At 64.8% G+C, this 18,234-nt stretch carries 9 protein-coding genes; 1 reads left to right on the top strand and 8 read right to left on the bottom strand.

Annotation, left to right across the window (positions count from 1 at the left end; genetic code table 11):
* Nucleotides 1-15 precede the first annotated feature (15 nt).
* Nucleotides 16-1,380: a L,D-transpeptidase scaffold domain-containing protein gene (locus ABMA32_RS12030; RefSeq protein WP_349013997.1), complete on the top strand. Its 1,365-nt coding sequence runs from the start codon at nt 16-18 to the stop codon at nt 1,378-1,380.
* Here the strand turns inward: ABMA32_RS12030 and ABMA32_RS12025 are convergent.
* The 8 genes from ABMA32_RS12025 to ABMA32_RS11990 form a co-directional block, all read right to left on the bottom strand.
* A complete protein-coding gene (locus tag ABMA32_RS12025; RefSeq protein ID WP_349013996.1) occupies nt 1,368-8,006 on the bottom strand; it encodes a GAF domain-containing protein in 6,639 nt (2,212 codons plus the stop codon). The two genes, ABMA32_RS12030 and ABMA32_RS12025, sit on opposite strands and share 13 nt — an antisense overlap.
* Nucleotides 8,007-8,198: 192 nt before the next feature.
* On the bottom strand, nt 8,199-8,687 hold the full coding sequence (locus ABMA32_RS12020) for a copper chaperone PCu(A)C (protein WP_349013995.1): 489 nt from the start codon (nt 8,685-8,687) through the stop codon (nt 8,199-8,201).
* A gap of 35 nt (nt 8,688-8,722) precedes the next feature.
* Nucleotides 8,723-9,136 carry a hypothetical protein gene (locus ABMA32_RS12015; RefSeq protein WP_349013994.1) on the bottom strand — a complete coding sequence of 138 codons (414 nt, stop codon included), beginning with the start codon at nt 9,134-9,136 and terminating at the stop codon, nt 8,723-8,725.
* A gap of 76 nt (nt 9,137-9,212) precedes the next feature.
* Nucleotides 9,213-10,091, bottom strand: a complete 879-nt coding sequence (locus ABMA32_RS12010) for a transglutaminase family protein (protein WP_349014725.1) — start codon at nt 10,089-10,091, stop codon at nt 9,213-9,215.
* A 4-nt stretch (nt 10,092-10,095) separates the two neighbouring features.
* Nucleotides 10,096-12,504 carry a circularly permuted type 2 ATP-grasp protein gene (locus ABMA32_RS12005; RefSeq protein ID WP_349013993.1) on the bottom strand — a complete coding sequence of 803 codons (2,409 nt, stop codon included), beginning with the start codon at nt 12,502-12,504 and terminating at the stop codon, nt 10,096-10,098.
* Nucleotides 12,505-12,510: 6 nt separating this feature from the next.
* Nucleotides 12,511-15,906: a transglutaminase family protein gene (locus ABMA32_RS12000; RefSeq protein ID WP_349013992.1), complete on the bottom strand. Its 3,396-nt coding sequence runs from the start codon at nt 15,904-15,906 to the stop codon at nt 12,511-12,513.
* Between the two features lie 117 nt (nt 15,907-16,023).
* Nucleotides 16,024-16,758, bottom strand: coding sequence for a histidine utilization transcriptional repressor HutC (hutC, locus tag ABMA32_RS11995; RefSeq protein WP_349013991.1), 735 nt, complete (start codon nt 16,756-16,758; stop codon nt 16,024-16,026).
* Between the two features lie 11 nt (nt 16,759-16,769).
* Nucleotides 16,770-18,119 (bottom strand): formimidoylglutamate deiminase, encoded by a 1,350-nt coding sequence (locus ABMA32_RS11990; RefSeq protein WP_349013990.1) that lies wholly within the window; start codon nt 18,117-18,119, stop codon nt 16,770-16,772.
* Nucleotides 18,120-18,234: the final 115 nt, after the last annotated feature.

Here is an 18,234-nt window from a genome sequence, read left to right as displayed (position 1 = left end):
CGAAGCACAGCAGCTTTGAGCAGACTATCTGTTGCGCTGTCGTTGACCTTGCTGGCTTCGCTTTGGGTCGCCGCCCACGCAGCCGAAGACAACGCCCTCGTCGCGGAATCCCTGCGCGCCATGTTCCAGTCAGGTGCGGCGGATACCGGCTCTGCCGCGGCGAACGCCGATCTGGACGCCATCCGCGACATCTATGTCGTGCGCGACTTCAAGCCGATCTGGGTTCGGGACGCTGCCCCGAAGACCAAGGCGAAGGCGTTGCTTTCCGAACTCAAGATTTCCGGCGTCAACGGCCTGTCGCCGGACTTCTATCATGTCGACGACATCGAGGCGCTGATGGGCTCGACCGATCCCGGCGATCTCGCGCGGCTCGACATGCTGCTATCAGGCGCGGTGGTGGATTTTGGCGGCGACCTTGCCAACGGGCGCATCGGCCCGGCGCTTGCACCGACGGAAAACGCCGTTGATCCTCTGCCAATGACGCCGGCCGACTATGTGGCCGGCGCGGAAGCCGCCGAAAACCTGCGTGACTTTGCCGGCGCCCTGCTGAACGAAGACTATCGCTATGTGCGGCTCATCGCCAAGCTCAGCGAGTTCGACCGCATTGAGGCGTCTGGACGCTGGCCGGTCATCGATGCGGACGGGGCGGAAATAGAGGCAGGCTCCAGCGATCCGCGCATCAACGATATGCGCACGCTGCTCATGCTCTCCGGCGATCTGCCGCTGTCAGATCTCGGCGGCGGTGCCTTCGATGGCGGTATGGTGGCGGCAGTGCAATCGTTCCAGGCGCGGCACGGGCTTGAGATCACGGGCGATATCGACCGCGCGACGCTTGTGGAGATGGCAGTGCCGGTGTCGCACCGTATACGCCAGATCAAGGTCAACCTTGAGCGGCGGCGCTGGCAGAACCGGGACCTCGGCCCAAATCACGTCTACATCAACCTCGCGGCCGGGGAGGTGAAGGTCGTGCAGGACGGCCGTTCCGAGACGTTCGTCAACGTGACCGGCGCGCCGGGATCGCTTCCCACATTCCAGGGCGAAATCGTCGGCGTCGATATCGATCCGGCAAGGCCCGGCACGGAAGTGCTGAACGTCAACTCCTCGTTCATAGACCGGATCGGCGGCGAAGCGGGTGAACGCATGGTCGCGGTCTCTGACGCCGGGGCGCTGGCCAAGCTTGTCGCCAAGGGCACCGGGGAGGGCGACGCACTGGTTTCCGCGCTTGCCGCCGGCAAGCCGACGACGATGGCTTTCGAAAAGCCGCTGCCGCTTTTCGTTACCTTCGTCACCGCCTGGGCGAACCGTGACGGGACCGTGCATTTCCGCCGCGACACGCAGGGCAGGGACGCACGGATCGCCGAACTGCTTCAGCTCGATTGATGCATCGCCTCCGGCGGCCGAGCAGCCGCTTCGACTTGCGCTTCGGCCACCTGAATCGCGAGCGAGGCTGCACTGCGCGGCAGCACAATCCGAACCTCCGTGAACGCACCCTGTTCGGTCTCGATCTCGATTGTCCCAGCATGCTGCTTCACGATGATGTCGCGGCTGAGCGACAGGCCGAGCCCGGCGCCCAGCCCGGCGGGCTTGGTGGTGAAGAACGGCTCGAAGACGCGCGTCCGCACCTGGTCGGGGATGCCGGTTCCGTTGTCGCGAATCCTGATCTCGACCGCGTCGCCCAGGTTCCGCGTCGAGGCCGCGAGCACGGGTTGGTAGCCGCTGCCATTCGCGGCGACACGCTCTTCGGTGGCGTCGAAGCCGTTCGCGATCAGGTTTAGCAGCACGCGCGTGATGTCCTGCGGATACAGGTCGACCGTGCCGGCTCCCGGATCGAACACCTTTTCCAGCGCGATATCGAAGTTCCGGCGTTCCGCCCGAGCGCCGTGATAGGCCAGACCGAGGCTCTCGTCGACCACGGTGTTGATATCGACGAGCCGGTGTTCACCGCCGCCTTCGCGCGCATGCTCCAGCATGTTGCGGATGATGGAATCGGCGCGGCGGGCGTATTCGGCACCTTCCTTGATGTTGTCTGACAACGTGTCGGCGAGCTCCTCAACCCGCCCACGCGTATCCTGGTCGATGATCGCCGCTTCCAGAACGCGTCGGATGTCGTCCAACATCACCTGAGAGCGGCTGCCGAACTCGCCGACGAAAGTCACCGGCGCGCGAACCTCGTGCATGATGCCGGCGGTAGCCTCTCCGAGCGCGGCAAGCCTCTCGCTTTCCGAAAGCCGTCGGCGGGCCGCGTCCATCTTCTCCAGCAGGAGTGCGACCTCGTCCGAACGCCTGCCGGTCTCCGCCAGAAGACGTGTGTTCTCGATCGCGATGATGGCCTGGTCGGCGAATGTCCTGACGAGTTCGACCTGCCGGTCGTCGAATGAGCCGAGCTGGCTCCGGGCCAGCGCTATCAGTCCGAGCGTTTCGCCGCCGCGCAGCAGAGGCACGCAGAGCGCACTTCCGGTTTGGCCGAAGCGCGCCATTTCGAGCCCGGCGCTGGCGGGAACCTCCGGAAGGTGAACGACCGCCTGTTCCGCCGCACCACGACCGAGCCATGTTCCGTCGCCGGGCGCGGGTGGATTCGCGCTTTCGAACGCGCGCTGCTCGGGTGTGGTGCCGAGCGCCGCCGCAAGTCCGAACGCATTGCCGTCCTTGAGATATAGCCGCGCGGTCCTTGCGTTGCTGAGACGCATCGCCGCCGCCAGCATTGACTGGAGCAGGCTGTTGAGATCATAGGCCGACGCGCTGGTGGCGCTGGCAATGTCGGCAACGGCATCCTGCTGCAGCCGCGCGTCCGCGATCTCTGCGGTCAACGCTGCGACCTCTTTCGTCAGGCGCGAGCCGTCGATCGCGGCAACCGCCTGATCGGCAAAGGTCTGTACCAGCTCGACCTGCCGGTCATCAAAAGCGCCGGGGGACATGCGGGTCAGCACGAACACGCCGGCAGCTTCCCCTCCGCGTATCATTGGCACGCAAAGGGCGGCCTGTGCAGATTGCGGTGCTATTCCCTCTGCCGCGGAAAGATGGATGGTTTCGCGCGCGAGAACGGCGCTGCCGACAAGCGTGTCGTTGGAAGCAACGTAAAGCTGCTGCGCTTCCTGCTCGCGCTGCGCCTCATCCATGCCGTCATTGGCGGCGAGGCGATAGCCATCGTCGGTTCGCAGGTAGACGGCGGCGACATCGGCCGCTCCGAGACGTCGTGCCGCGCTGGCCATGCCATGCAACAAGGCGCCGATGTCGAAGCCTGGCCGTATGCCGGATTGGCTGGCAACGCGCGCGATGTCCGCCACCGCGCTTTGCCTGTCGAGCGCTGCGGCGAACTGTGCGGACCGTTCGGTGAACGCGTCGTGCAGGTCAGCGCCGACGAGGGCGATCTGCGCCTGTCCGGCCAGCACTTCGGCCAGTTCCGCCTGCCGCTCGCCGAACAGTCCAGCCGTCCAGCGCAGAAGGACGAGCGCACCAATCGTAGCGTCGTCGCGGATCAGCGGCAGGGCAAGCGTCGCGCCGGCGGGCGCCTTGGTGTTCGCTTGGGCGAAGTCCGGCAGGGCGGAAAGCTCCGCGGCATGCAGCGGCCGCGCATCGGCGGCGAGATTCTGCATGATCAGGCTGGAAATCGCTGGATCGATGTCGCCATAGGACGATAGGCGCCGCGGGTCGCCATCCGTGGCCTGAAGCAGCACGACCGCATCGGCGTCGCATTCCCGCGCCGCCGCTGCCACGATGGCTTCGAAACCCGGCTGTGGCTCGGATATCGATTTTCCGGCTATCGCGACGATTTCGCGCGTGGACAGGTTATGCGAAAGCGCCTGCTCTAGCTTGCAGGTCTTGTCGGCCAGACGGCTTTCGAGATCCGTCTTGCTGATAGCAATCGCCGCCTCGTCGGCAAGGCTTTCGGCAAGTTCGATTTCACCGGGCGTGAACGCCGACATCTCGCTTCGCATTGCGATCAATGCGCCGATTACTTGGCCATCTTGAAGCAAGGATACGGCGAGGGAGGGGCCGCTCGCTTCGGTGTGATCATGTCCCGGCAGGCCATCGTTGCGGACAAGACCGCCTTGAACTTCGGCCTGCTTGGCAAGTGCGCTTGCGGTGCTCCCGATCCGGTTGTTCCAGTCTTCATCAGAAACCCCGGATGCCGCCGTTGGATGATATCGGTCGTCCAGCCGGCGCAGGATCAGCACTTGATCCGCATTGCATGCGGCGGCCGTCGTCGACGTGATCTGCTGCAACGCAGCCTGGAGATCGAACGGCGCGCGCGCAACGATCTTCAGCGTCTCGGCCGCGGCCGATTTCTGCATCAGCGCGGCGGCGATTTCCTGCCGCCGCTTTTCCGCCTCTTCGAGGAGGATCGTTTTCTCGATAGCAATGGCGGCTATCTCGGCATGAAGTGACGCCTTGGCAGCGTCTTCCCCGGAGAAGGGAACCGCATCTGCTCGCGAAAGCGCCAGCACACCGACGATCGCGCCACGCGACACCAGCGGTATGCCGAAGACCGACCGCGCCGCCGCTTCTTCTTCCGCCGATGTGTCAACGAACCGGAAGGGGCCGTCGCTTGCGGCGATGCGTTCAACGAAGGAGGTAAGGTCGGGAGCAGCTTGCGAACTCGGCGGCAGCGGCAGGAAGCGGTCGCCGGCACGGCGGAACATCTGCACGTCGGCTCCGCATGCGGACGCGATGTCGCTGGCGATCCAGAGCGAGAGAGCCTTGAGATCGAGCGACGGCGCAGCGATTGCTTCGATCAGCCCAGCGGCGAAATCGCGTCGCTCCAGGGCGGTCGCCAGTTCGCCTGTGCGGGTTTCGAGATCAGCTGACAACCGGGCGGTTTCCAGCGCTGCGACTGCCTGGTCGCCCAGAGCCGCTAGGAACTCGACATGGCGATCCTCAAATCGGCCAGTGTCCGTGCGCTCTACGGAAAGTGCGCCGATGGACGCGCCGTTGCTCACCATCGGTATGGCGAGCGAATGGCGAGCGTCCGCATTTTCCGCATCCGAAATCGCGATCGGACCGCCGGAGGCGAAAGCTTGCGAGGCAGTAGCCCCGGGATCGACGTCCCCAGCTTGTGCGGAAACACTGCTGCTGGTCGCAAGCCTAAGTTGCGCGCCGTCGAACAGGCTCAGCCGTGCAATTGCCTGTCCGAACACCTTGTTGGCCGTTTCCACGATTGCTCGAAGCACTGGTCCGGCATCGGACGGCGAGCTTGCCGCCACGCGCATGACCTCGGCCATTCCCATCTGTTCGGCGCGCATCTGCTCGAAGATCGCGATGTGCTCCCCATTCATTTGCCCAACCGTCGCAGCATGCGCAGCCTGCATGTCGGCAATCGTGCGGTCGCGCTCGTGCACCGTGTCGGTCAACCGCGCATTCTCGATTGCGACGAGAACCTGGTCGCCAAGTGCCCGAAGCAATTCGATGTGGCGCTCCGGCCAGCTGCCAGCCTGCGTCCGTTCGACGGAGATCACGCCGATGGCTGAGCCATTCAGAGAAAGGGGAATGGCAAGCGCACTGCGCGCGTCTGGCAGGACGCAGAGGTTGGAGTCGACCACAGCTTCAGCGCTTTCGACCGGTTCGCCGGACGAAAACGCCTGCGCCGCAGCCGTTGCCGGAGGAAATGCGGACAGCTTTTCCACCACCTCCGGCGACAGGCCGCCATGCGCCCGCAACCGAAGGACATTGCCATCGAACAGGCCTATGTAGCCCGCTTTTGCTCCCAGCGACTTCATGGCCGTTGCCACTGCGGCGTCGAACACCGCCTGCGGGTCGCCGGAAGATTTCGCGGCGAGGTCAACGACCCTAGCGACCGAAGACTGCTCGGAGCGCATGTCATTGATGGTGCCGTCGCGCCGCGCGATGGTTTCGGCAAGCTCTACGGTCTCGATCGCTACAAGCGCCTGATCCCCTAGGGCCTTGAGCCGTGCGCCGTGCCGCTCGGACAGGTTGTCGCCGGCCGATCTCTCGATGGCTAGAACGCCGATGGCCCTGCCCTGCTTGAACAGGGGAACCGCAAAAGCGCTTTTCGCGTCCGGCAGGGCGGACTGGCCCGACGCTTCAGTGATGCCGGTGATCTCGACTGGTTCGCCGGCGGCAAGCGCCCTTGCCGCGACCAGACCAGGGGAGGCAGCAAGGCCGGTGAGCCGTTCGGCTGCTTCCGGCGCGAGGCCATGCTGCGCTGCGACCTGCGCAGTCTCTCCGTCGAGCCTAAGCAGATAGGCCGTCGCCGCGCCCGGGAATTTCGACGCCGTCTGCACGACCGCGTCGAATACGCGCGTCGCGTCGCCCGGCGCGGCAGACGCCGCATGGACAACATCGGCCATGGCGTTTTGCTCGCTACGCATCCTGGCGATCTTTCGGTCGCGCTCGTCGATCGTACCGATCAGCCTGGCGTTCTCGATCGCGATCAGGCCTTGGTCGGCAAAGCCGTGCGCCAGTCCGGCCTGACGGTCAGTGAATGGCGACATTTCCTGGTGCGACAGCCAGATCACGCCCTCGACGGTGTTATCGCGTTGTAGTGGAACGGCGATGCCTGCCCTGTCGCCCGCATAGCCGGGCTTGGCGTCGAGGGAGAAACGGTGGTCGCCGGGCAGGTCCTCCACCGAGACCAGTTGACCGAGATAGGCCGCGAGCCCTTGCGGCGAACTCGCGTCGATGGCCACATCCAGAATCGTGGCCTTGGCGTCCTCCAGCCATCCATCCGAATAGCCTGCCTGCGCGGCCAGCTTCAGGCTTTTTCCATCCATCAGCCAGACGGACCCGCGCGCGGCGTCGCAGAGTTCTACGGCCGACGAAATGAGCGTTTCGAGAATGGTTTCGAGACTGAGGCCGGACTGGCCGATCGCCTTCAGTACGCCCGCCGTCAGAGTCTGCTGCTGGAGCGTCACGTCCAGGCCGAGCGCTCGGTCGTCCGCCCTGGCAGCAAGGCCTCGCTGGCTCTGCTGCAGGCGGCTTGCCATCGCGTTGAAGTTCTCTGCGAGTGCACCGATCTCGTCTCGCCGGCGGATGGAAACGCGCTGCGTGAGGTCGCCTTCGCCGAGCCTTTCGGTACTCACGACCAGGCTTTGGATCGGCTTGGCGACCCGACGGGCCATCCAGATGCCGATGATCGCCGCCGACAGAATTCCGATGCCGAGCAGCAACAGGGTCTGCCATAGTAGCAGGTGGAATGGCGACAGCGCCTCTTCCTCTGATGTCTGGACGAAAGCCATCCAGCCGAGGCGCGGCAGTTGCGCATAGGCTGCGAACGACGGCGCTGCGTTCTCGAGTCCCGCCGCATCCGTGAAGGTTCCGGTACCGCCGACGGCCAACGCTGTCTTCACCTGCGGCAGCGCGGAAAGGTCGTTGTCGCCGCTCACGGGGTAGCGCTCGGGATGGGCGATCAGCCTCCCGGTACCGTCGATGATGAATGCCTGACCGCCGCCCGCCGTCGCTGCCCTCACTGGCTCGCCCAGGAAAGCCAGGTCCAGTTCGGCCACGGTCACGCCGCCATCCGTATGCGCTATGCCGACAGTGCCCGAGAGGTCAGCGCCATTGCGCAAATAGACCGGGCCGAACCACGTCCCGGACTCCACCGTTTCCTTGAAACGCGGCTCGTTTGCGCGGCTGATCTGGCTGGCGATCGAGTCCGGCACCAGCCGCGAGACCTTCAGTTGCTCGAGGCCCCTGTTGTTGATGTAGAAAAGCTCTGTGACGGCCGGGAACTGCCGCAGTATGCGCGCGAAGTCCGCCCGCTGTTGTTCCAGGCCTGCAGCCTTCCAGTCGGGCTGCGCCGTCCAGGCAAGCTGGCTTTCGAGGCTTGTCATCAAGCCTTCGACCTGCTGGGCCAGCGCTACGGCCTTCTGCTGGTCGATGGCGAGGGCGGAGCGCCGGGTTTCTTCATAGCTGCGCCAGAGCGAAAGTGCGCCGCCGGCCAGCAACAACAGGGCTACCAGCGTCACGATCACGGTCGCGAATTTCAGGGAGAGCGGTATTCTGAACCGCCCCGATTGCCGCGCGCTGCTGTCCCTTGCCCCCTTCGCCATCGGTCAGCCCTGCCGCAGATCGGCTAAACCTTGCGGAAATCCGCAAAAACCCGCGATTCTTGATCTGGTTGTCATGCGCATTCATCGGCTGTCGGCTGAGAGACCGGCAACCTAGAGGAAGTTGCATCAAGATTGAAGCGCTTCTGTTTGCCGGGAGGCGAAGCCCCCAACAAACTGAAGCGCTGCAAGCCTTCAGCCGCCGTGGCTGGAATGATCGTCTCCGCCGGGCTTGTCGACGGCAAACTCGACCTCGATCGTGCCTGCCTTCTCGAAGGTCATGGTGCCCTTGAATCGTTCCCCTTCGACGGCCGGTGCCTTAAGGTCCATGAACATGATGTGATAGGAGCCGGGTTCCAGCTTCACTTCTGCTCCGGCCGGTATCTCAAGCCCGTCCTTCAGGGGACGCATGGTCATGACGCCGTCCGTGACCGCCATCTCATGGATTTCGCCCTTGCCGGCGATCTCCGCGGTGACGCCGATCAACCGGTCCGGCTCGGTGCCGATGTTCTTGAGTGTTGCGTAGCCCGCCGCGACCTTTGCGCCTGGCAGGGTCGCACGCGACCACGGATGCCCGATCTCCATGTCGCCGACCGCGAAGCCGTGCGCCGATGCTCCGGCTGAAAGGAAGAGTGTCGCCGCAAGACCGAGGAGGGCGGGGCGCGTGATGGAAGAAATGAACATGATTGTCTCCGAATGAGTGTCGTCCGGCCAGCGCATCACGCGCCGGTCGCGAAAGGTCCTGCTGTCTTGGCGCTTCGGGCGAAGCGCCGGTTCTCAGGCGGAGCGCGTGGATTTGCCGGCGTGCGGCGATCATGGCGCGCGACGACATCGGGTGTTGGATGGAAGACCGGCTCGAAAGCGGCAGCGAAAGCCGGCTCGAATGCTACCGGTGGCATGCCGGCAGCGGCCAGCGGCGAGACGTTGCAGGACAGGAAGCAGCAATCCTGCTTATGGCCTGCTGGCGACCCCGCAGGCGTTTGCGTGGTGCCGGTCGCGCATATGACGTTGCCGAAGATGTCGCGCTGGACAGGTGGAGTGGCGGAGGCCAGCGCCGCCTGGAGGACGAACGCCAGCGCCGCGACGAAGGTCGCGAGGCGCATCGTACCGATCCTGCTTGCTTCAAGGCTCATGGGCGACACCTATCACGGACGCCTATCGGGCAAAACACCCGCCCGCCTTCTGCGGCAAGTTGCCGTTGGCTAGGATTCAGCCTACGGGCACCACGTCCACGGCCTGTTCACCCGTCTGGCTGCCGGTCGTCTTCAGCACGCCGACGATCGGCGCCACGTCGGAATAGTCGCGACCGTAACCCACGGTGATGTGGTCGTTGGAGGCGCGCATGCCGTTTGTCGGGTCGAATTCCTGCCAGCCGGCCTGCTGCCCGCACCAGACCTTTACCCAGGCATGCATGGCGTCGGCACCTTCGAGTCGTTCCTTGCCGGGAGGGGGGATGGTGCGCAGGAAGCCGCTCACATAGCCGGCGGGAATGCCGAGGCCTCTCAGCCCTGCGATCATCACATGCGAGAAATCCTGGCAGACGCCGCGCCTGATGGCGAAGGCGTCGGCCGCCTTAGTGGCGACCGTGGTGGCCTCTCCGTCGTAGGTGAAGTCGGCGTAGATGCGGTCGCACAGATCGTTGGCGATGCCGGTGACCGACGATGCGGCCGAAAAGCTGTCACGTGCGTAGTCCGTTATTGCCGGGTCCAAATCGACAAAGTCGCTCGCGGCGAGGAAATGATGCGGCGCATCCGGCGCAAGCGAGCGCACTGTTGCGATCTCGCCGCCGAGGTCGGCCAGCTTGGGCGAAACGTCGAGTCCGGTCTCCGGCCGCGAGACCGAAACGCGCGCGCTCATCCTGATGTCGAGTTCATCGTATGCGCTGCGGAAGGCGACAGAGGTTACCGCGTTGCCAAAAAAGTCCAGGAAATCGGACCGCTCACTGGGTGTCGGCCCGAAAGAAACCGACGAGGCAATGACGCGCTGCACGTTCGGGATTGTCTGCGGTGCGACATGCACATGATGCCTGCTGCCGCCGGCTGCGCGGTCGTAATCATAGTGAAGCTGGAGTCTGATGTCGTAAAGCATGGGGTCAGGCAAAGTAGGCCTTCGCAAGGCTCGTGTAGAGCCCAGCTATATCGTCGCCCAGCGCGTTTAGCGCTTCGGGCGAGAGATCGCCCGGCTCGTCTGTCGCGAGGCCGGTGTGGATGCGCAGCACGTCCTTCGCAGCCGGCGAAAGATGACCGCGCTCGCCTGCCTCAGGCAGGTGCGAAATCTCGTGCTTGAGCCGGTCGAGTTGGAAGAAGACGGAACGCGGGTTGAGTGGGTCGAGCGCCAGCAGGTCGACGAGACTGCGCCGTCCCGCGTAAGCGTACTGCCTGCGGTGCGTCATCACGCTGTCGCCGATTTCCAGCATCATGTCGAGCGCGCCGTCCGGGGCATCATCGCGTGTCAGCCATGCCAGCGAGCGCGCCATCTGGATGCCCCGCTCAAGCCTGCGGCCGATCTCCAGGAAGCGCCAGCCTGTGAAGCGGTACATGTTCTCGCCGAGCAGGCCGGAGAACCCTGCGATCTTGCGCAGAAGAACCGTCATGGCTCGGGTTGCGTCGTCTCCCGGATGAACCTGCGTGGCGAAGCGATGCACGGTCTTGGACAGGTCCCGCAGAGCCAGCCAGCCATCGGGGGAGAAGCGGTCGCGAATCTGGCCGGCGCTGAAGACCGCGCTGTCCAGCGATCCGATGAGCGCGTCCGGTATCGCGGCCTCCGCGTCGATGCCGTAGGGCTCCAGATAGTCGCGGATGTCGGCCAGCAGCGGCATGTCGGGATCGGAGGTTTCCGCCAGCCGCGCGTGATAGGCGCGCAGGATGCGGGCGGTGTCCTCGGACCGCTCGATATAGCGGCCCAGCCACATCAGGTTTTCAGCAGCCCGGCTCGGCAACGTGCCCGGCAAATTGCGCTTGAAACCGTCGCGCTCGTTCGGCAGGAGCGATTCCTGTTTCACGGGCTTGTCGCTGACGACCCAGACATCGGCCGCCTGTCCGCCGCGCTGCATGGCGATCGCCGTATTGTCGAGCGAGAAGCCGATGCGCGCGAAACCGCCCGGCATCACCGCCCATCCGTCGGGCGTGCGGGCCAGATAGACGCGCAGGCTCGCCGGCCTTGGTTCGAGGGTGCGCCCGACGAAGACGGGCGCGGTCGCCAGCGTCACGGCTTCCTGTCCGACGAAAGCCGCGCCGTCCGCCTTGATCCTCCGGATCAATGATGCGCGCGCGTCCGAGTCAAGGCTCGATCCCAGGACGGTCGTATTGTCATCCTCGAAGGGCAGTCGGGTCGACAGCGCCGGCCCGATCATCATGCGGTCGAAATTCGCGAGAACGGTCTGGCGGTCGGTCTCGCGTCCACACCACCACGTCGCGACAGACGGCAGGTCGAGCGGCTTCCCGGTCAGCGCCTGCGCGACGCCGGGCAGGAAGGCCGTCATCGCACGCGTCTCGAGGATGCCGGAACCCAGCGCGTTGACCATCGTCACCGAACCGGCTCGAATAGCCTCGGTCAGTCCAGGCGTGCCGATGCGTGAGTCCGGCCTCAGTTCGAGCGGGTCGGCAAAGGCAGCGTCCAGTCTGCGCCAGAGCACGGTGATCGGCTTCAGGCCCGATACCGTGCGAACCATCAGCTTGCCGTTGGTGACGGTCAGATCCTCGCCTTCAAGCAGCATGACGCCGAGATAGCGTGCGATATAGGCATGTTCGTAGTAAGTCTCGTTCAGCGGCCCCGGCGTCAGAATGGCGGGGCGCCCCGCCGGTTCGCCGGCCATGCTCGTGAGTGCGTCGCGAAAGCGTCGGAAGAAGCCGGCCAGTCTGTGCACGTGCATCTCGCCATAGATGTCCGAGAGAGCGCGCGTCGTCGCAACGCGGTTTTCGAGCGCGAAACCTGCGCCCGAGGGGGCCTGCATGCGGTCGCCCAGAACCCACCAGCCGCCGTCAGGGCCACGCCCGAGATCGAAAGCGCAGAAATGCAGGAAATGCCCACCGACCGGCGTGACGCCGACAAGAGGCCGTAGATATTCCGGACTGGACGCAATCAGTCCTGCGGGCAAAAGCCCGTCTGCGACCAAGCGGTTTGCGCCATAGATGTCCGCGCATATCGCCTCGAACAGGTCGGCGCGCTCGGTTAGTCCAGCACTGATCGCAGCCCATTCGGTGTCGTCGACAAGAAGCGGCACATGCGCCAGCGGCCATTCGCGTTCGCTGGCCCCGTCGCGGTCATAGACGCGGTAATAGACGCCTGAATCACGCAGATACTGGTCGGCGCGCGCAAAGCGGGCCTGCAATTCGTCGGCCCCGAGTTCCTCGATGACTGAGATGAAACGCTTCCAGATCGGACGCGGCTGGCCCTGTGCATCTACCATTTCGTCCAGAACGCCGGGGATGGGACGATAGGAGTCGAGCAGCGGGCTCGATGCCAGCTTTCGCTTCGCCTTGATGTGATTCCCCCGCGTCATAACCGATCAGATGCCCGCCGGCCTGCGAAGGTCAAGCGTCAGCGGAAATTCTCCAGATGGCTGTTCAGCATGAAGCGCGTAGGCTCCGGCAGTGTAGCCGTGCGGCTGGAAGCGGGCGAGGCGACGTGCCTCGGCCTCGTTGGCGTTGACCGGGAAGGTGTCGTAGCTCCGACCGCCCGGATGCGCGACATGGTAGACGCAGCCGCCGACGGCGCGGCCGGACCAACGGTCGTAGATGTCGAAGACGAGCGGTGTGTTGACGGGCAGCGCCGGGTGCAGGCCGGATGAAGGTTGCCACGCCTTGTAGCGCACGCCGGCCACCGCGATCTCTCGGTTGTCGGTCTGCTTCAGCGGCACCGGGCGGCCGTTGCAGGCGACCGTATGCCGCTCGAGGTTGAAGCCTTCTGCCTTCACCTGCAGCCGCTCGACCGAGGAATCGACGAAACGCACCGTGCCGCCAATCGCGCCCTGTTCGCCCATGACATGCCAGGGTTCCAGCGCCTGCCTGACCTCAAGCTTCATGCCCTGCGTACGGATTTCGCCGCAGAACGGGAAACGGAACTCCAGTTGCGCGTCGAACCATTCGGGACGGAACTGGAAGCCGTTCTGCCGGAGATCTTCCAGCACGTCCATGAAGTCCGCCCAGACATAGTGCGGGAGCATGTAGCGGTCGTGCAGCGACGTGCCCCAGCGCACAAAACGCCCGTCCAGCGGGTTCTTCCAGAGCCGCGCGATGATCGCCCGCACCAGCAGTTGCTGGGCAAGGCTCATGCGTGCGTTGGGAGGCATCTCGAAGCCACGGAATTCCACAAGCCCCAGCCGGCCCGTGGGGCCATTGGGCGAAAACAGCTTGTCGATGCAGATTTCGGAACGGTGCGTGTTTCCGGTGACGTCCACCAGCAGATTGCGGAATAGCCGGTCCACCAGCCACGGAAGCGGCGCTTCGCCCTTGCCGGGCATAGGCACCTGCGCCAGCGCGATCTCCAGTTCGTAGAGCCCGTCATGACGCGCCTCGTCGATGCGGGGCGCCTGGCTTGTCGGGCCGATGAACAGGCCGGAAAAGAGGTAGGAAAGCGCCGGATGTCGCTGCCAGTACAGCACGAGGCTTTTCAGCAGGTCCGGACGGCGAAGGAATGGGCTGTCGTTGGGTGTGGCCCCGCCGACCACGACATGGTTGCCGCCGCCGGTTCCCGTATGACGCCCGTCGATCATGAACTTGTCGGCGCCGAGCCTCGACTGCCGCGCCTCGTCATAGATCGCTTCGGTCGTCGCGACGCAGTCCTCCCAACTCGATGCCGGGTGGATGTTCACTTCGATGACGCCCGGGTCTGGCGCGACGCGGATGACGTTAAGGCGCGGGTCGTGCGGCGGCGCGTATCCTTCGATATGCACTGGCAGACCGGTTTTCCTGGCCGCGTTTTCCGCAGCCGCGATCAGTTCGAGATAGTCCTCCAGCGCCTCGACCGGCGGCATGAAGACGCAAAGCCTGCCCTCACGCGGCTCCACGGAAATGGCGGTGCGGACGGATCCCCCGATTTCGGTCAGTTCCTGCTCGACACGCTCCTGTCCCGGCGTGGCTGCGGTAAAGGAGGCTGCGGCCTGACGATGCGCCATGTCCTCGGCGCTTTCCTGCGCGCTGGCAGGAGCACTGACCGGCTCGGCCAGTATTGCCGCGCGTGCCGGCAGGCTGCCGCGCGGCAGGGAGGGATCGACTGGCACCACATAGGGATAGCTCGCGGGCGGAACATAGGGCAGGGACCCTAGCGGCAGGCGGTAGCCGACCGGCGAGTCGCCCGGCACGAGGAACAGTCTCCCGCGCCGGGTCTTCCACTTTTCCGAGCGCCAGCGCTTTCCGTTCGCCTGCGACTGCCAGCGCTGCGCGGGCAATTGCCGCTGCACCGGCAGCACGTAGCCGGACGGCTTGGTCAGCCCGCGCTCGAAAACATGCGCCATGCGGCTGCGTTCTTCCGGGTCTTCCAGCTTGGAGTTCGACGGATCGACATTGTCGGGCAGCTTGCCTTCCTTGAGCAGCCACTCGGCGGGGTCCTCATAGGCCTCGGCGACCATGTCGGTCTCGATGCCCAGTTCATCGGCCATCGTCGTCAGCAGCCGGCTGGCATCGTCGGCGGTCACCTTGCGGTCCGAGGTCTCGCGCGCGATCAGGTTCGGGTCGGACCAGACGGGTTCGCCGTCCGTGCGCCAGTAAAGCGAGAAGGTCCAGCGCGGCAGGCTCTCGCCTGGATACCACTTGCCCTGTCCGTAGTGGAGAAATCCGTTCGGCGCGAAACGCTCGCGCAGCCGCCGGATCAGCGCGTCGGCCTTTTCACGCTTGGTCGGGCCCACCGCTGCCGTGTTCCATTCGGCACTTTCAAAGTCATCGATCGAGACGAAGGTCGGCTCTCCGCCCATGGTGAGCCGGACGTCTTCAACGTGGAGCACGGCATCGACCTCGCCGCCCAGCCTGTCGAGCGCCTGCCAGCTTTCGTCGGAGAAGGGCTTGGTGATGCGCGGGTGCTCCGCCTCGCGGTCCACCCGCATGTCGAAGTCGAAATCGGTTCGGGTATCAGGCGAGCCCGAAAAGCCGCCGGTGATCGGCGCGGCATTGCGGTAGTGGGGGGTGGCGGCGAGCGGAACGTGGCTTTCGCCTGTCAGCAGGCCCGAAGTGGGGTCCAGTCCGATCCAGCCGGCGCCTGGGATATAGACCTCGCACCATGCATGCAGGTCGGTGAAGTCGTGATCGGTGCCCGGTGGGCCGTCCAGCGACACAAGATCGGGCTTCAACTGGATCAGGTAACCGGAGACGAAACGCGTCGCAAAACCCAGATTGCGCAGCGTCTGCACAAGCAGCCAGCTTGAATCGCGGCAGGATCCCTTGGCGAGGCTGAGCGTCTCGCCGGGCGTCTGCACGCCGGTTTCCATCCTGACGATGTAGCCGATCTCGCGCTGGACGCGGGCGTTGAGCTCAACTAGGAAATCCACGGTGTTGCGGGGCGTCCTGTCGATCGTGGCCAGAAACGCCGCCAGTTCAGGCCCGACAGCCTCGGGCTCGCGATAGATTTTCAGGTCTTCGCGCAGGTCTTCGGGATAGTCGAACGGCCATTTCTCCGCGCTTTCCTCGACGAAGAAGTCGAACGGGTTGTAGACCGTCATGTCGGCAATGAGATCGACCTCGACCCTGAGTTCCGTCACCGGTTCCGGAAAGACGAAGCGCGCGAGAAAGTTGCCGTAGGGGTCCTGCTGAACATTCACGAAATGGTTTGCCGGCTCGACCTTCAGCGAGTGGCTGAGCACTTTCGTTCGCGAATGCGGGGCGGGTTGAAGGCGGATCACCTGGGGGCCGAGAACGACCGGCCGGTCATATTTGTAATGCGTCAGGTGATGGACGGCTGCGAGGATTGCCATGGGGCTCCCGAAATTGTGGTCGCCCGCAGCTTTTCACGATTTCCGGGCGATCTCCAAGCCTTTATTGCAGTGCGGCAGGACTGAAAACAAGCGACCGTCTGACGCGTATGCTTCGCGTCATCCTGCCTGTGGCGCGAATCTGGCTACCAGCGAGTGCGTTTCGCCGGCATAGGTCAGGCGCACGTTGGTCACCGGCGTGTCGCCCGACCATGTGCGACGCTGGACGACCAGGCAGGCGCTGTGGCGCGGCACCTCCAGAAGCCCGGCCAGATGGGCGTCGGCGGACACGGCGCGAATTCTGTGTTCGGCGGCATTCCAGGGCACGTGCCCCACCAACCAGGGGCTGGGCGCCTCGTCCTCGAAGCTCTCGTCTTCCGCTTCCGGAACAGCGGCAAGGCTGATGACGCGCTCCTCGAGGCAGAAGGGCGACACGCCGGCAAAATGTCGGCATGTCAGTTCCAGAAGGCTCGTCCCGGTAGCAAGTCCTGCTTCATGCTCGTCCTGCGGGGTCGCAGTACGCGAGCGCCGGGACAGCAGTTCGTAGCGGTAGGGCAGACCTAGCGCCTCGACTTCGGCCTGCATGTCCTGGATTTCCAGGATGGCTGCCTGGCTGCGCGGACGGCTGACGAAGCTTCCAGAGCGGCGGCGGCGCTCGATCAGGCCGCTTCGTGCCAGCTCCGACATGGCCTTGTTCACGGTCATGCGCGAACAACGATACTGTGCCGAAAGCTCGTGCTCGAAAGGAATGCGGTACCCCGGCGGCCATTCGCCGGACAGGATGCGGCCGCGAATGTCCGACAGGATGCGCTGGTAGAGAGCGCCCTTGTCGTCGCTTGCCGTCTTTGTCTCCATCGCCTTCGCGCTCAGCCAGTCAGCTCCATCATGGTGTTCCTGAACCGGCTGGCAATGGCTTCGCGGGCGATATGCCGGCCGCCTTCCACCAGCTTGCGGCCTCGGACCCATGCGCCATCGACGCTTGTGCCATTGGCAAAAATCCAGGCGTCCAGAACGGCGTCAGCCTTCTTCCCGGTCAGCGAGGGACGTGCGGCGTCCAGCGATACGAGATCAGCGGGCGCTCCGACCGCGATGCCGCCCGCCGCTGCCCCAAGCGCGATGCCGCCGCCAGCAAGCGCTGCGTCGAACAGCGCCCGGCCGTTGGATTGCCCCTTCCTCGCCAGCACGTTGCGCGCCTGCCGGTGGAGACGCTGCGAATATTCGAGCTGGCGCAGTTCGTCGGCCACGCCGATAAGGACGTTGGAATCCGAGCCTATCCCGAAGCGTCCCTTTTCCGCCGTGAACAGCGGCGCCGGAAAGGTGCCGTCGCCGAGATTGGCCTCGGTAACCGGACAGAGGCCCGCGACTGCGCCGACCCTTGCCATCGCTGTCGTCTCCTCCTCGGTCATATGCGTCGCATGGATAAGGCACCACCGTTCGTCCACGTCCGCATTGCCCAGCAGCCATTCGACCGGCCGGGCGCCGGACCATGTTATGCAGTCCTCGACCTCGCGCATTTGTTCAGCGACGTGGATATGGATCGGCCCGCTGGATAGCGCGGTCACCGCCTTCAATTCGTCAGGCGTCACGGCGCGCAGGCTGTGCGGCGCGACGCCGACCACGACTTCAGGAACCGATTCAACCGCTTTCCAGCTTGATTCAAGCAGGCGGGCGAATCCGTTGAGATCGTTGATGAAACGGCGCTGCCCCGCGTTCGGTGTCTGCCCGCCGAAACCCGAATGCGCGTAGAACACCGGCAGCAAAGTGAGGCCTATTCCCGTTTGCGTCGCTGCCGACGCGATGCGGGCAGCCATTTCGGCGACATCGGCATAGGGTCGACCGTCGATGTCGTGATGCAAGTAGTGAAACTCGCCGACGCGTGTGAAACCGGCTTCCAGCATCTCGACATACAGCTGGGCTGCGACCGCCTCGACATGATCCGGCGTCATCGACAGCGCGAAGCGGTACATCACCTCGCGCCAGGACCAGAAGCTGTCGTCGCCGGGGCCGCGCGTTTCGGCTAAGCCGGCCATGCCGCGCTGGAAGGCGTGGCTGTGCAGGTTGGGCATGCCCGGGATGAGAATGGTCACGCGCTCGTCGCCGGCTTCAGCCTTCGCGCCTGCGACCACCTTCGCGATCCGGCCGTTGACTATCTCAATACGTGCCTCGGTCGCCCAGCCATCCGGCAACAGCGCCGATTGTGCGTAGATGGTGGTCATTACCGGGCTCCGAAGGTCTGTCAGATGCAGGTGCGGACACGGAGGGCTGTGGCCGATCCCGCGATCCAGCTATAGCATGTCGCGGCCGATCGTGCTGGAAGTCCTGAACCGTGGC

This window comes from Mesorhizobium quangtriensis, from assembly GCF_040081925.1.
In the GTDB taxonomy this organism is placed as follows: domain Bacteria; phylum Pseudomonadota; class Alphaproteobacteria; order Rhizobiales; family Rhizobiaceae; genus Mesorhizobium_K; species Mesorhizobium_K quangtriensis.
This window is presented reverse-complemented; position numbering and strand designations above follow the sequence as displayed.